3 protein-coding genes are annotated in these 16518 nt (G+C 74.2%); all 3 read right to left on the bottom strand.

Annotated elements, in window-relative coordinates; all coding sequences use genetic code 11:
- Positions 1-1088: beta-ketoacyl synthase N-terminal-like domain-containing protein (locus ACZ4U1_RS39945; protein ID WP_467909095.1), on the bottom strand; the 1088-nt coding region annotated here is incomplete at its 3' end.
- Between the two features lie 114 nt (positions 1089-1202).
- A complete protein-coding gene (locus ACZ4U1_RS39940; protein WP_467909094.1) occupies positions 1203-7859 on the bottom strand; it encodes a type I polyketide synthase in 6657 nt (2218 codons plus the stop codon).
- A 16-nt stretch (positions 7860-7875) separates the two neighbouring features.
- On the bottom strand, positions 7876-16284 hold the full coding sequence (locus ACZ4U1_RS39935) for an SDR family NAD(P)-dependent oxidoreductase (protein WP_467909093.1): 8409 nt from the start codon (positions 16282-16284) through the stop codon (positions 7876-7878).
- Between the last annotated feature and the right edge of the window lie 234 nt (positions 16285-16518).

The raw sequence follows: 16518 nt of genomic DNA, 5'->3' as shown, positions 1-16518 counted from the left end.
TGGCCGTAGGTGGCCTGGAGGGCCTGTGCCTCGATGGGGTCGCCGAGTTTCGTGCCGGTGCCGTGCGCCTCGACGACGTCCACATCGGCGGCGGTGAGTCCGGCGTTGGTGAGGGCGGTGTTGATGACGCGTTCTTGGGAGGGGCCGTTGGGGGCGGTGAGGCCGTTGCTGGCGCCGTCCTGGTTGATGGCGCTGCCGCGGATGACGGCGAGGATGCGTCGGTTGTTGCGTTGGGCGTCGGACAAGCGTTCCAGGAGGAGGAGTCCGGCGCCTTCGGCCAGGGCGAAGCCGTCCGCCTGGTCGGAGAAGGGTTTGCAGCGGCCGTCGGGCGCCAGGCCCCGCTGCCGGCTGAACTCGACCCAAGGAGCGGGGTTCGGGAGGACCGTCGCACCGCCGGCTAGCGCCAGTGTGCACTCGCCGTCACGCAGGGCCTGGACGGCGAGATGGATGGCGACGAGGGACGAGGAGCAGGCGGTGTCCACGGTCAGGGCCGGGCCCTCCAGCCCCAGGGTGTAGGCGATACGGCCGCTCGCCACCGACGTGGTGGTCCCGACCAGGAAGTACCCCTCTGAAGCGGCGTCCGACGGCTTCCGCACGCTCGGCACATAATCCTGGGCGATCACCCCGGTGAAGACGCCGGTGGGGGTGGCGTGGAGGGTGGTGGGGTCGAGGCGGGCGTGTTCGATGGCTTCCCAGGCCGTTTGCAGGAGCAGTCGCTGCTGCGGGTCCATGGCCGTGGCCTCGCGGGGGTTGATGCCGAAGAAGTCGGCGTCGAAGTCGCCCGCGTCGTGGAGGAAGCCGCCGCGCCTGGTGTAGGTGGTGCCGAGGTGGTCGGGGTCGGGGTCGTAGAGGTCGTCCAGGCTCCAGCCGCGGTTGTGGGGGAGGGGGCCGGTGGCGTCGGTCCCGGAGAGCAGCAGGTCCCACAGGTCGTCGGGGGTGTGGACGTCGCCGGGGAAGCGGCAGGCCATGCCGACGATCGCGATCGGCTCGTGGCGTTCGGCCTCCATGTCGTGCAGACGCTCGCGTGCCTGCTGAAGATCGGCCATCGCACGCCTGAGGTAGGTGCGGAGCTTCTCCTCGGTGTCCATCGATCTCATTCCTCTCGGAACAGCGCGTTCGCGGCGGGCCCTCGGTTCTCGCCGGGTGGCGGCTTGGAGGGCTGGTTAGGTCGGGACGTGCTCGGAGCGGTGGGCCGCAGGCGGTCAGATGGTGTCGAACCCCTTGTCCAGCGCTTCGAAGAGTTCCTCGTCGGAGGCGGACAAGAAGTCGGTGGAGGCCGGAGCAGCCTTGTCCCGGCGAGGAGCGAGAGACGTCGTCCAGGTGCGCAGCAGTTCCTGGAGACGAGCCGTGGTCTTCGCGTGTTGGCCCGCGCCGATGCCGTCGGGTTCCGAGCCGGCGGAAAGGGCGGTCAGGGCGGCCATCGCCCGTTCCAGCGCGGCGAGTTCGGCGGAGAGCGGGTCGCCGTCGTCCGTCGGCTGATCGTCGGTGGGAGCGGCCAGCGCGACGATCCGTCCGGCGAGGGCGGCCGGGGTCGGGTAGTCGAAGACCAGCGTCGCGGGCAGCCGGAGCCCGGTGGCGGAGTTGAGCAGGTTGCGCAGCTCGACGGCGGTGAGCGAGTCGAAGCCCAGCTCCTTGAACGACTGCTCGCTCGGGACGAGTTCGGAGGACGCGTGCCCGAGCACCGTGGCGGTGTGCGCGCGTACGAGGTCGAGAGCCGCGTCGCGCCGCTCGGCCGGGGAGAGCGCGCGCAGCGTGTCCGGGAAGACCGGGGCCTGTGCAGCCCGCCCGGCGTCAGGCCTGCCGCCTCCCGAGGCACGGCGGGGACGGCGTACGAGATCACGCAGCACGGACGGGAGCGAGCTGGGGTCCGGATGCCGACGGAGCGCTCCTCGGTCGAAGGGAGTGAGGACCGCCAGCACCGGCTCCGACTGCACTGCGCTGCTGAGGAGTTGGAGTGCGTGGGACGTGGTGAGAGGAATGACTCCTTGGCGCGTCAGCCGGCTGTGCTGGGAGGTGTCGAGGTGCGTGGTGAGGTTGGAACTCTCGTGCCAGAGTCCCCAGGCGAGGCTGGTGGTGGTGGGTTGGTGGTGGGTGTGGCGGTGGTGGGCGAGGGCGTCGAGGTAGGCGTTGGCGGCGTTGTAGTTGGCTTGGCCGGGGTTGGCGAGGGTGGTGGCTGCGGAGGAGTAGAGGATCAGGTGGTTGAGGTGGGGGAGGTGGGTGGTGTGGAGGTGGTGGGCGGTGTCGATTTTGGGGGTGAGGGTGGTGTGGAGTTGGTGGGGGGTGAGGGTGGTGAGGGTGGCGTCGTTGAGGGTGGCTGCGGTGTGGATGACGGTGGTGATGGGGTGTTCGGTGGGGACGGTGTCGAGGAGGGCCTGGAGTTGCTGGGGGTCGGAGACGTCGGTGGCGGTGATGGTGGCGGTGGCGCCGAGTTTTTTGAGTTGTTCGGTGAGTTGGGTGGCTTGGGGGTGTTGGGGTCCGGTTCGGCTGGCGAGGAGGAAGTGGCGGTGGTGGTGGTGTTCGGCGAGGTGGAGGGCGGTGAGTTGGGCGAGGGTGCCGGTGCCGCCGGTGATGAGGGTGGTGCCGTCCGGGTGTCGCGGGGTGGGGAGTGTGAGGGCGAGCTTGCCCGTATGACGAGCCTGACTGAGGTCCCGTAGAGCTTGCGGCGCCTGCGTCAGCGGATAGCCGACCGTCGGGAGGGGCGGTAGTGTCCCGTCGGCGAACAGGCGCCCGAGCTCCCGCAGGATCTCCTGGGTCAGTACCGGTCCTGCGTCGTTGAGGTCGATGGCTTGGTAGTGGGTGCCGGGGTGGTGGGTGTTGATGACGTCCGGATCGCGGATGTCGGTCTTGCTCATGTCGATGAAGTAGCCGCCGTGGGGGAGTAGGCGCAGGGTGGTGTCGGTGTGTTCGTGGGCGAGGGAGTGGAGGACCACGTCCATGCCGTGGCCGTTGGTCTGGGTGAGGAAGTGGTCGGCGTAGGTGTGGGTGCGGGAGTCGGCGATGTGGTCGGGGTGGTAGCCGAGGTCGGTGGTGAGGGTGTGTTGTTTGGGTCGGCTGGCGGTGGCGTAGAGGTGGGCGCCGAGGTGGCGGGCGAGGTGGGTGGCGGCCTGGCCGACGCCGCCGGTGGCCGTATGGATGAGCAGGTTCTGACCCGGTTGTAGATCGGCGAGGGTCACCAGGGCGTAGTAGGCCGTCGCGTACACGACGGTCGCCCCGGCCGCCTGCACGGTGCTCCAGCCGTCGGGGATGCGGAGGAGCAGGCGGTGGTCGGTGATGGTGGTGGTGCCGGTGCCGTGGGTGAGGATGCCCATGACGCGGTCGCCGACCTGGAGGTCGTGGACTTGGGGTCCGATTTCGGTGATGGTGCCGGCGCCTTCGGAGCCGATGTGGGGTGCGGGCTCGGGATACATGCCGAGCGTGATGAGGACGTCGCGGAAGTTGAGTCCTACGGCTTCGAGGCGGAGGCGGACCTGTCCGGGTTCGAGGGGCTGGTCGAGGTCGGGTGCGGGCAGGGGGGTGAGGTGGTCGGGGCTGCCGGGTGAGGTCAGGCCCAGTCGCCAGGCGCCGGCTTCCGGATCCGGGAGGGGCAGCAGGCGTTGCGGGGCGTTGGTCAGCCGCGGAGTGAAGAGTTCGCCCTTGCGCAGCGCGATGTGGGGTTCGTCGGCGGCCCGGGCGGTGGTGACGGCGGTGGCCAGGGCCTCGGTGGAGAAGGGGTGGTCGTCCAGGTCCAGTACGCTCACCCGCCCGGGGTGCTCGCTGGATGCGGTGCGGGCCAGGCCCGATGCGGTGGCGTGGGCGAGGTCGGGGTCGTCGGCGTGTTCGACCGCGGTGGCCCGGCGGGTGACGACGACCAGGTGCGTGTCCTCGAGTTCCGGGCGGGCGAGCCAGTCCTGCAGTTGCAGGAGCGTCCGCTCGGCCAGCGCGTGCGCCTGCGACACGACGTCGGTCCCGTCGAGCGCGGGCACCGGAAGGAGCACGACCGTGGGACGGTCGGCGCCCACATGTGAGTCCAGGTCACCGTGGGCGGCAAATCCGAGGCCGAACGGGTCCTCCTCGCCCCATACCACCCATCCCGCCGTGTCGGCAGGCCCCTCGGCCGACGCGAGCGGGACCCACTCCAGGCGATGGAACGCCGGATCGTGCCCCGCGACGGCGGCAGGACGGGACAGGACGGAGGGATCCACCGGACGGATAGTCAACTGGTCTGCACTGGCTACCAGTTGTCCGTCCGGATCAGTGAGGCGAACCGTCACGGTGTCGTCGTCGGTGGTGGCGAGGTGGACGCGGACGGTGGTGGCGCCGGTGGCGTGGAGGCGTACTCCGTTCCAGGCGAACGGCAGCCGGATCTCGCCGGTCGACACCAAGGCCAGGGGGTGCAGGGCGCTGTCCAGCAGGGCGGGGTGGATGCCGTAGGACAGGGCGGGTTCCTGTTCCGTCTCGCTCAGTTGCACCTCGGCGTAGAGGTTGTTGCCGTGGTGCCAGGCGGTGGTGAGGTTCTGGAAGGCGGGGCCGTAGGTGTAGCCGTGGTCGGCGAGGGTGTCGTAGGCGCCGGTCAGGTCCAGGGGGGTGGCGTCGGCGGGTGGCCAGGTGACGGCCTCGGGGGCCGGGGGGATGCCTGTGGTGGTGAGGGTGGCGGTGGCGTGCCGGGTCCAGGGTGTGGCGTCGCCTTCCTCGTCGTCGGGGGGTTGGGGGCGGGAGTGGAGGGTGAGGGTGCGGCGGTCGTCGCTGTCGGGGGCACTGATGTGGAGCTGGACGTGGACGGTCTCGTCGTCGGTGAGGGTGAGCGGGGTTTCGAGGATGAGCTCTTCGACGGTGTCGTGGCCGGTGTGCCGGCCGGCGTGGAGGGCGAGTTCGAGGTAGGCGGTCGCGGGGAGGAGGACGGTGCCGTGGACGGCGTGGTCGGCCAGCCAGGGGTGGTCTCGTAGGGAGAGGCGGCCGGTGAGGAGGGTGGTGCCGTCCTCGGCGAGATGGACGACCGCTCCCAGCAGAGGGTGCTGAGCCGGTGCCTGGCCGATGACGGTGGGGTCCTGGGCGGCCGGACCGGCAGGAGCGTCGAGCCAGTGCCGCCGGCGTCGGAAGGCGTAGGGCGGCAGGTCGACCGGGCGCGCGGACGCGGGGTCGAAGAAGGTCTGCCAGGTCACCTCGGTGCCCTGGACATGGAGCTCGGCGACCGCCGTCAGCGCGGTCAGCTCGGCCGGGCGGTCGGCGCGCAGCAGTGCCGTGCACACGGGCGGTGCGGGCCGGGTGTCGCCCGGCGTCGCGGGCTCGGCGTCGTCCGCCAGGGCTTCGCGGACGAGGGCGGTGAGGACCGCGTCCGGACCCAGTTCCACGCAGGAGGTCACGCCGTTGTGGTGCAGCCACCGTACGGCGTCGTGGAAGCGTACGGTGCCGCGCAGGTGGCCGGTCCAGTAGTCGGGTGAGCGCAGCTCATCGTCGGTGGCGAGGCGGCCGGTGATCTCGGAGACGACGGGGATCGTGGGAGCGTGGAAGTCGAGGCCCGCGGCGACGGCGCGGAAGTCGTCGAGGACCGGGTCCATGTGCGCCGAGTGGAAGGCGTGCCGTACCGCCAGCCGCTTCGCGCGCCGGCCACCGGCCCGCCATGTCTCGACGGCGCGCAGCACCGCGTCCTTGTCACCGGAGACGACGGTGGACGTCGGGCCGTTGACCGCCGCGACGCTCAGGTTCGGCTCGGCCGCCAGCAGCGGCAGCAGGTCCTCCTCGGTGGCTTCCAGCGCGGCCATCGCACCGTCCTCGCGGGTGGCGGCCATGAGCCGGCCGCGGGCCGCGACGAGGGCGGCGGCGTCCGCCAGACCGAGGACACCGGCGGCATGTGCCGCGGCCAGCCCGCCGATGGAGTGACCGAGCAGCACGTCGGGCCGCACGCCCCAGGACATGACCAGCCGGTGGGCGGCGACCTCCAGGGCGAACAGCGCGGCCTGGGTGAAGTCCGTACGGTGCACCAGGTCCGCCGTCGGATCGTCGGCGGCGGCGAACACCACCCGCTTCAGCGGGAGTTCGAGCAGCGGGTCCAGTTCCGCGCAGACCTCGTCGAAGGCGTCCGCGTACGCCGGGAAGGCCTCGTACAGGGCGCGGCCCATGCCGGGCCGCTGGCTGCCCTGGCCGGTGAACAGGAAGGCTGTGCGTACGTCGTGCCGGACCGTGCCGGTGACGAGGCCGGGCGCCGGGCGTCCGGCCGCGGCAGCCTCCAGCCCCGCGAGCCGGGAGGCGTGGTCGGCGGCGAGGAGCACGGCACGGTGATCGAAGGTGCTCCTGGTGGTGGCGAGGGACAGACCGATGTCCGCCGGATCGGCTTCCGGTACCCGCTGGACCCGCTCCAGGAGCCGTTCGGCCTGGGCGCGCAGCGCGTCCCCGTCGCGCGCGGAGAGCACCCAGGGTGTCAGGGAGCCCGCGGGCATGGCGGGTGTCCGCCGTGGCGTGTCGCCCGGTTCGCCTCCTGGTGCCGTGGCCGGCCGTGCGGGCGGCTCCTCGACGATCACATGGGCGTTGGTGCCGCTGATCCCGAAGGACGACACCCCGGCCCGGCGGGGGCGGCCGGCCGTGCGCGGCCAGGGGACGGGTTCGGTGAGCAGCGCGAGCGTCCCCGCCGACCAGTCGACGTGCGGGGTGGGGGCGTCCACGTGCAGGGTGCGCGGCAGTTCCTCGTGCTGGAGGGCGAGGATCATCTTGATGATGCCCGCGACACCCGCGGCCGCCTGGGTGTGGCCGAGGTTGGACTTGACCGAGCCCAGCCGCAGCGGGTGCCCGGCCGTCCGGTTGCGGCCGTAGACGTTGACCAGGGCCTCGGCCTCGATCGGGTCGCCGATGCGGGTGCCCGTGCCGTGCGCCTCGACGACGTCCACGTCGTGCGGAGCGAGCCGCGCCTGGGCGAGCGCCGTACGGATGACGCGTTCCTGGGAGGGCCCGTTGGGGGCGGTGAGACCGTTGCTGGCGCCGTCCTGGTTGACAGCGCTGCCCCGGATGACGGCGAGGACGCGGTGCCCCCTGCGCTCGGCGTCCGACAACCGTTCCAGCAGGAGGAGCCCGGCACCCTCGGCCCAGCCGGTGCCGTCGGCCGCCGCCGCGAACGGCTTGCAGCGGCCGTCGGGCGCGAGCCCGCGTTGCCGGCTGAACTCCACGAAGGTGGCCGGGGTGGCCATCACCGTGACGCCGCCGGCGAGCGCGAGCGAGCACTCGCGGTCGCGCAGCGCACTGCAGGCGAGATGGGTCGCGACCAGGGACGAGGAGCAGGCGGTGTCCACGGTGACCGCCGGGCCCTCCAGACCGAGGGCGTACGCCACCCGGCCCGAGGCGACGCTGCCCGCGCTGCCGCTCACCAGATAGCCCTCGAAGCCGGGCGGCGCCGGTGTGAGCCGGGAGCCGTAGTCGTCGTACATCACGCCGGTGAACACGCCGGTGTCGGAGCCGCGCAGGTCGGCGGGGACCAGCCGGGCGTGCTCGAAGGCCTCCCACGCCGTCTCCAGCAGCAGCCGCTGCTGGGGATCGGTGGCCGCGGCCTCGCGCGGTGACATCCCGAAGAACGCGGGATCGAAGTCCGCGGCGTCGTACAGGAAGCCGCCCTCGCGGACGTAGGAGTGGCCGACCGCGTCGGGCGAGGGATCATGGAGCCGCTCCACGTCCCAGCCCCGGTCGTCGGGGAACGGTCCCACCGCGTCCACCCCTCGCTCGACCACGCTCCAGAGGTCTTCCGGAGTGCGCACCCCGCCGGGGTAGCGGCAGGCCATCCCGATGACGGCGATCGGCTCGTGGGCGCGGTCGTCGGCGAGCCGCAGCTTGTCCCGGGCGTCCTGCAGCTCGACGGCGAGCCGGTTCACGTACTCGCGGAGCCGGTTTTCGTGGGCCATCTGTGTCCTGTCCGTCTCAGTCGTCGAGGTGGTGGGGGCGCGGGTCGGGACGGTCCAGTCCGAAGCGCTGGTCGAGGAGGTCGAAGAGCTCGTCCTCGGTGGCGGTGGCCAGTTCGTCCGCCACCGAACCCGGGGCCGCGGCACCGGCGGGCAGGCCGGACTCCACGACGGCCGGTTCCCGGACCAGGCCGCTCCAGCGGGCGGTCAGTGAGTGCAGCCGGGCGGTGACCGTCGCGCGCAGTCCCTCGTCCGGTTCGGCCGGGTCCAGGTCGGCGCCGGTGAGTCCGGCCAACGTGGCCTCCAGCCGGTCCAGTTCGTCGAGGAACCGGTCACGGGGAGCGAGAGGCGCGGGAGCGAGCCGCGCCCGAAGGTGCTCGGCGAGGGCGGACGGGGTGGGATGGTCGAAGACGGTGCCGACCGGCAACCGCAGACCCGTGGCCCGGTCCAGCCGGTTGCGCAGCTCGACCGCGGTGAGGGAGTCGAAGCCCAGCTCCCGGAAGGGCTGTTCGGTGTCGACCGGCTCCGTCCCGGAATGTCCCAGGACGGCCGCGGCATGGCGGGCGACCAGTTCGGTGAGCACCGCGTGCTGCTCCTCGCGGCCGAGGCCGGCGAGCCGCTCGCCGAGTGCCGGGCCCTGCTCCGGGGACGGCTCACCGGGGCCGCCCCGGCCGGAGGTGACGGCACCGGGCCGGCCGGTCCCCCGGGGCAGGTCCCGCAGGAGCGGCGGCACGGCGTCGGGTCCGCCCTCGGCCGGGTGGGCGGCGGCCGGGTCCAGCCGTGCGGTGACCACCACGGGCTCGGTGCCGGCGAGCGCCGCGTCCAGCCGGGCCAGGCCCTGCCGGGCGGTGAGCGGGGCCAGGCCGAGGGCGCGCAGCCGGCGCCGGTCGCCCTCGGACAGCACCGCCGCCAAGCCGGACTCCAGGTCCCACCAGCCCCAGACCAGCGACCGTACGGCGGCGCCCTCGGCGTGCAGCCGCTCGGCCAGCGCGTCGAGGAAGGCGTTCGCGGCGGCGTACGCGGCCTGTCCGGCGGTGCCCAGGGTGCCGGCCACCGAGGAGTAGAAGACGAACGCCGGCGTCTCGCCGCGTTCCCGGACCAGCTCCAGGAGGTGGAGGGCCGCGTCCAGCTTGGGGGCGAGAACGCGGTCCAGGGCGTCGGGGGTGAGCCGGTCGAACGCGGTGTCCTCGGCGACCCCGGCCGCGTGCACCACCGCGGTCAGCGGACGGTCGGCCGGCACCGAGGCGAGCACGGCCGCGAGGGCCGCCCGGTCCGCGACGTCACCGGCGGCCACCGTCACCCGCACGCCCAGCCCCGTCAGCTCCTCCACCAGCTCCTGCGCGCCGGGCGCGGCCGCGCCCCGCCGGCTCACCAGCAGCAGACTCCGTACGCCGTGCTCCGCGACGAGGTGCCGGGCGGTCAGGGCGCCGAGCGCGCCGGTGCCGCCGGTGAGCAGGACCGTGCCTTCGGGAGCGAACGGGGGCGTGCCCGGGCCGGCCGGAGGAGCACCGGTGGCGGTGGGCGGGGTGAGCCGGGGAGCCAAGAACTCCCCCTCCCGCACAGCGAGTTGGGGTTCCGTACCGCCCGCGGCCAGGGCGGCGGGCAGCGCGGCCCAGGACGCGCTCCGCCCGTCGGTGTCGAGCAGGGCCAGCCGGCCCGGGTGCTCGGTCTGCGCGCTGCGCACCAGACCCCACAGCAGGGCCTCGCCGGGATCGACCGTACGGCCGTCGGCACCGGCGGCGGTCGCCCCTCGGGTGACCACCGTCAGCCGTGTCCCCGCCGACCGCTCGTCGGCGATCCACTCCCGCAGCAGCGCCGCCACCTCGTGCAGCCCGCGCCGCAGTCCGGCGGCGTCCGCCGAACCGGGCACCGCGGGCACCGGCCCGCCGTCCGGCTCCGGGGACCGGGCGGCCGCGGCCGCCGCCGGTGAGGCGACCACCACGGCCGGCGGACGCGGACCGGGGCCGGAGAGCAGGGCGTCGACGCCCGCGTACGCGGGGGTGCCGGATACGAGGACGGAGCGGAGCGCCTCGGCGTACGGGCCGAGCGCGGCGGCGCCGGGCTCCCCGGCCGGGGCCGCCACCGGCCGCCACACCACCCGGTGGAGCGGTACCGGTCGCAGACCCGCCGGAGTCTCCGGGAGGGCCCGTGACAACAGCGACGACACCGTCCACACGGGTCGGCCGGCACCGTCCCAGGCGTGTACGGCGACGGTGTCCCCCTCTCCGGGGGTGAGCCGGACCCGCAGGGCGCCGACGCCGTCGGCATGCAGCGAGACGTCCGTGAACGAGAAGGGCAGCCGGGCCGTGGCGTCGTCCGGGCCGGTCAGGTTCAGGCCCTGCAGCGCGGCGTCCAGCAGGGCCGGGTGCGTGGCGAAGCCGTCGTCGGCGTCCGCCAGTTCGGGCGGCAGAGCCACCTCGGCGTAGACGCTGTCGTCCTCCTGCCACACGTGTCGCAGCCCTTGGAAGGCGGGGCCGTAGGCCAGACCCAGGTCCGCCAGCCGGCCGTACCCCGTCTCGACGTCGACCGGTTTGGCGCCGGCGGGCGGCCACGGACCCGACCACGGGGCGTGGCCGGCCGGCGAGCCGGGTGCCAGCACCCCCGACGCCACCCGCGTCCACGACCCGCCGTCGTCGTCCGCGTGACGGCTGTGCGCGCTCAGCGCACGGCAGCCGTCGGCGTCCGGCGCGGCGATCGCCACCTGCACCCGCACCGCACCCCCCACCGGCAGCACCAGCGGCTGCTCCAGGGTGAGTTCGGCGAGCCGCCCGGCACCCACGCGGCGGCCCGCGGCGATCGCCAGCTCCAGCCACGCCGTGGCCGGCAGCAGCGGCTCGCCGGCCACGACATGGTCGGCGAGCCAGGGATGCGCGGCCGTCGACAGCCTGCCGGTCAGCACCAGGCCGTCGTCGCCGGCGAGCGGCACCGCGGCGCCCAGCAACGGGTGCTCCGCCTCCTCCAGTCCCAGACGGTCGTTCCCGCCGCCCACCTCGCCCGTGGGCAGCCAGTAGCGGCGCCGCTGGAAGGCGTACGTGGGCAGCGTGGGCGACGGCGGCACCGGGCGGTCCGGCAGGTTCGGCAACCGCACCGGCAGGCCGTCGGCCCACGCCCCGGCGAGCGCGGCGACGACGCCGGTCACCTCCGCACGGCCCGAGCGCAAGGTGGCCGCCAACCGGCCGGGACCGCCGTCAGCGGTGGCCCGCGTCTCGTCCACCATCGCGGTGAGCACCGGGTCCGGACCCAGCTCCACCCAGCGGGCCACGCCCAGCGCGGCGGCGGCCGCCACCCCGTCCGCGAACCGCACCGGCCGGCGGATGTGCTCCACCCACCGCTCGGGCGAGGTCAGGTCGGCGGCCTCGGCCCGCGCGCCGGTCAGGTTGGACACCACGGGGATCGACGGCTCCCGGAACCGCAGCCCGGCCAGCACCCGGCGGAAGGGCTCGGCCACCTCGTCCATGTGCGCGGAGTGGAAGGCCCGGGACACCGCCAGCAGCTTGGTGCGGGCGCCGCGCCGGCGCCACAGCTCCGCCACCTCGGCCACCGCGTCGGCGTCACCCGACACCACCGTCGCCGCCGGGCCGTTGACCGCGGCGACGGACACCGCGCGCGGATCCGGGAACGACGCGACGACCTCGCCCTCCGGGGCACCGATCGCCGCCATCGCACCCCGCGCCCGCACCTCGCCCATGAGCCGCCCGCGTGCCGCGACCAGCGTGCAGGCGTCGTCCTCCGACAGCACGCCGGCCACATGCGCGGCGGTGATCTCGCCCAGCGAGTGCCCGAGGACGACGTCCGGCACCAGACCGTGCGCCTCCAGCAGCCGGTACAGCGCGGTCTCCAGGGCGAACAGCGCCGGCTGCGCGTACTCCGTACGGTCCAGCAGGGCAGCGTCCGCCGAACCGGGCTCCGCCCACATGACCGAACGCAGCGCGCGCTCGTGGTGGCTGGCCACGTCCAGCCGTTCGCACAGCCGGTCGAAGACGGCCGCGAACTCCGGGAAGGCGGCGTGCAGTTCACGGCCCATGCCGGGCCGCTGGCTGCCCTGCCCGGTGAAGAGGAACGCGGTGCCGCCGCGGCGGCTCACCGTGCCGCGCACCACCAGCGGCGCCCCCGTCGACGCCTCCCCGGCCAGGCCGTCGTCCGCCGCCAGCTCCGCCAGCCCGGCCAGCGCGTCCTCGGGGCTCTCCGCCACGACCACGGCGCGGTGGGCGAGTCCCGAGCGGGTGTGTGCCAGCGCGCTCCCGACCTCGGCGAGGCCCGGCTCGGGGTGGTCGACGCGCCACGCCCACAGCCGCGCCGCCTGGGCGCGCAGGGCTTCGGCACTCGCCCCGGACAGGGGCCACGGGACGGCTGCCGGCACGGGCGACTCCGCCGGCAGGGGCTTCGCCGTGCCGCCCACCCCGTCGCGGCCCACGCCCAGGCCCACAGGCGCACCCTCGTCCGCGCCCTCGGCCCCCGCCACGTACGCCTGCTCCAGGATCACGTGCGCGTTCGTGCCGCTGATGCCGAAGGAGGACACCCCGGCGCGGCGCGGCCGGTCCACCGACGGCCACGGTTCGGTCCGGTCCAGCAGGCGTACGGCGCCGGCGCTCCAGTCCACATGCGGGGAGGGTTCTTCGGCGTACAGGGAGCGCGGCAGGACGCCGTGGCGCAGGGCGCTCACCATCTTGATCACGCCGGCCACGCCCGCCGCCGCCTGGGTGTGCCCGATGTTCGACTTGACCGTGCCCAGCCGCAGCGGCCGGTCCGCCGGGCGCGAGCGGCCGTACGTCGCCAGCAGGGCCTGCGCCTCGATCGGGTCGCCCAGCGCGGTCCCGGTGCCGTGCCCCTCCACCGCGTCGACCTGATCGACCGTCAGCCCGGCGTCCGCCAGCGCCTGTTCGATGACCCGCTGCTGCGCGGGACCGTTGGGCGCGGTGAGGCCGTTGCTGGCGCCGTCCTGGTTGACCGCCGAGCCGCGCAGCACCGCGAGGACCGGGTGGCCGTTGCGCTCGGCGTCCGACAGCCGCTCCAGCAGCACCAGACCGGCACCCTCGCTCCAGCCCGCGCCGTCCGCCGCCGCCGAGTACGCCTTGCACCGGCCGTCGGCCGCCATCCCGCGTTGCCTGCTGAACTCCACGAACACCTGCGGCGTCGCCATCACCGTCACCCCGCCCGCGAGCGCCAGCGAGCACTCCCCGCGGCGCAGCGCCTGCGCGGCCAGGTGCAACGCCACCAGGGACGACGAACACGCGGTGTCCACGGTGACGGCGGGCCCCTCCAGCCCGAAGGTGTAGGCGAGCCGGCCCGACGCCACACTGCCCCGGCTGCCGTTGCCGACGTAACCCTCCACGTCCTGCGGGACCCGTCGCAGCCGCGAGCCGTAGTCGTTGTACATCACGCCGACGAACACGCCCGTGTCACTGCCGCGCAGCCGGTCCGGGGCCAGACCGGCCCGCTCGAACGCCTCCCACGACGTCTCCAGCAGCAGCCGCTGCTGCGGATCGGTGGCCAGCGCCTCCCGCGGGCTGATACCGAACAGGGCAGCGTCGAACCGGTCGGCGTCGTACAGGAACCCGCCGTGCCGGGCGTAGCTCGTGCCAGGGTGGTCCGGGTCGGGATGGTAGAGGGTTTCGGTGTCCCAGCCGCGGCCGGCCGGGAACTCGCCGATCGCGTCCCGCTCGGCGAGGACCAGCTCCCACAGTGCTTCGGGGGAGTCGACCCCGCCCGGATACCGGCAGCTCATCGCCACGATCGCCACCGGGTCCGGGTCCGCCGAACCGTCGCCGGGCAGGACCGGGGCCTTGGCCGAGGCGGTCGCCGCCGCTCCGGCCTCGCCGGTGACCTCGCCCAGCAGGAAGGCCGCGAGCCGGTCCGGGGTGGGATGGTCGAAGGCCAGCGTCGCCGACAGCCGCACCCCGGTCGCCGTGGAGAGCCGGTTGCGCAGCTCCACCGCCGTCAGCGAGTCCAGACCGATCTCCTTCAGCGCCCGGTCCGGCACCACCGTCGTCGGATCCGCCAGACCCAGCACCGCGGCCGCCTGCGCCCGCACCAACTCCAGTACCGCCCCGGCCCGTTGCCCGGCGGGCAGCGCCGCCAGCCGGACGGCCAGCGCCCCGGCCCGGCCTACGCCGTCGGCCGTCGCCGCGTTCGCGGCCCTCCGCACCGGCGCCCGCACCAGCCCGCGCAACACCTCCGGCAGCGTGCCATCGGCCGCCCGCCGCCGCAGCGACGCCGCTTCCAGACGCACCGGGACCGCGTCGGCGGCGTCCAGGGCGAGCGCCGCGTCGAGCAGCGCCAGCCCCTCGGCGGGCTCCAGCGCCGCGACGCCCGAACGGGCCATCCGCGCCAGATCCGTCCGGCTCAGGTGGCCGGTCATGCTCGTGCCGTCCCGGTCCGCCCACAGGCCCCAGGCCAGCGCGGTGGCCGCGAGACCACGCGCCCGCCGGTGACCCGCCAGCCCGTCGAGGAAGGTGTTGGCAGCCGTGTAACTGCCCTGTCCCGCGCTGCCCAGCACCCCGGTCACCGACGAGAACAGTACGAAGGCGGCCAGATCGAGGTCGCGGGTGAGCGTGTGCAGATGCCAGGCGGCGTCCACCTTCGGCCGCAGCACCGCGGAGATCCGCTCGGGCGTCAGAGCGGTGACCACCCCGTCGTCCAGTACACCGGCCAGATGGACCACAGCCCGCAGCGGATGGCGGCGCGGCACCGACGCGAGCAGTTCGCTGACCTGCTCGGCATCGGACACGTCACAGGCGGCCACCCGCACCTCGGCGCCCAGCGAGGTCAGTTCGGCCACCAACTCCAATGCACCGGGCGTCCGCGCACCGCGCCGACCCGTCAACAGCAGGTGCCGTACGCCGTGTTCGGCCACCAGATGCCGGGCCGTCAGCGCGCCCAGCGCACCGACGCCGCCGGTCACCAGCACGGTGCCGTCCGGCTCCCCGAAATTCCCGCCCGTCCGGGCCGGCGCCGGCACCCGCACCAGCCGTGGCACGTGCAGTTGTCCGCCGCGCAGCGCGGCCTGCGGATCCCGGCCGCTCAGCACCGAGGGCAGCGCCCGGTAGGAGGCACTGTCGTGGTCCACGTCCACCAGGCCGAAACGGCCCGGATGCTCGGTCATCGCCGTGCGGACCAAGCCCCACAGCGCCGTCGCCGGCATGTCGCAGACGTCGTCGTCGCCGTCCACCGACACCGCGCTGCGGGTCGCCACCACCAACCGGGCCCCGGCGAACCTCTCATCGGACAGCCAGCGCCGGATCAGCCCGGCGAACTGGTGCGTCATCGCGTGCGTCCGCTCCGGCACAGTGGCCGTTCCCGAAGCCCCGTGCACGTCCGGTGCGCCCGGTCCGGCGACTGCGAGCAGCGTCGCGCACGACAGCCCCGGTACGACGACCACGGACCCGTCGGGCAGGGGCGCTCCCGCGTCGGCCGCCTCCGACAGATCCGCCAGCACCCGCACGCCCGGCACATGGGCCCGCAGCGCGGCGGCGATCCCGTCGTCACCGTCGTCCAGCACGAACGGTACGGCGGTGTCGTCGTCCGGCACGGCTGCCTGCGGCCACTCCAGCTTCAGCAGCGAACCGTCCGTCCCGCGCTCGGCCGCCAGGTCGGCTGCGCGCACCGGCCGCAGCGTCACCGACTCCACCGAGGCCACCGGTACGCCCTCGCTGTCGCACAGCGAGAGGGAGAGAGAGTCGGTTCCCGTGCGGAGGACGCGCGCGGTCATGGCGGTGGCCCCGGAAGCGAACAACCGCACCCCACGCCAGACGAACGGCAGCCCCGTGCCCCCGTCCGCCGCCTCGCCCCGCTCACCTCGCGGTGCGACGAGGGCCGGGTGGAGAGCCGCGTCGAGGAGAGCGGGATGGACGCCGTAGGAGGAGGCGCGTTCCTGCTCGCCCTCACCGAGGCGCAGTTCGGCGTAGAGGTCGTTGCCGTGGTGCCAGGCGGTGGTGAGGTTCTGGAAGGCGGGGCCGTAGGTGTAGCCGTGGTCGGCGAGGGTGTCGTAGGCGCCGGTGAGGTCGAGGGGGGTGGCGTCGGCCGGCGGCCAGGTGACGGCCTCGGGGGCCGGGGCCAGGCCGGTGGTGACGAGGGTGGCGGTGGCGTGCCGCGTCCAGGGGAGGGAGCTGGGTTCCCCGTCGTCGGTCGGCTGGGGACGGGAGTGGAGGGTGAGGGTGCGGCGGTGTTCGCTGTCGGGGGCGCTGACGTGGAGCTGGACGTGGACGGTCTCGTCGTCGGCGAGGGTGAGCGGGGTTTCGAGGGTGAGTTCCTCGATGGTGGGCGTCGAAGCCAACTGGCCTAGGTGTAAGGCGAGTTCCAGGTAGGCGGTGCCAGGCAGGACCACGGTGTCATGAACGGCGTGGTCGGCGAGCCAAGGGTGCTCACGCAGGGAGAGACGACCGGTGGCGAGCAGGCTGTCGTCCGGGAGGGTGAGCAGGGAGGCGAGCAAAGGATGGTGCGTGGGCTGTTGACCGAGGTGGGTGGGGGTGGTGGGTGGTTGGGGGGTGAGCCAGTGGTGGGTGGTTTGGAAGGGGTAGGTGGGGAGGTCGGTGGTGGGGGTGGGGTGGTGGTGGGTGAGGGGGATGCCGTGGGTGTGGGCGTGGGCGAGTGCGGTGGTGAGTTGGTGGGGTGTGCCGTGGTGGCGTCGGAGGGTGGGGGTGGCGTGGGGGAGTGTGTGGGTGAG

Source organism: Streptomyces sp. NPDC028928 (assembly GCF_055564915.1).
This window is presented reverse-complemented; position numbering and strand designations above follow the sequence as displayed.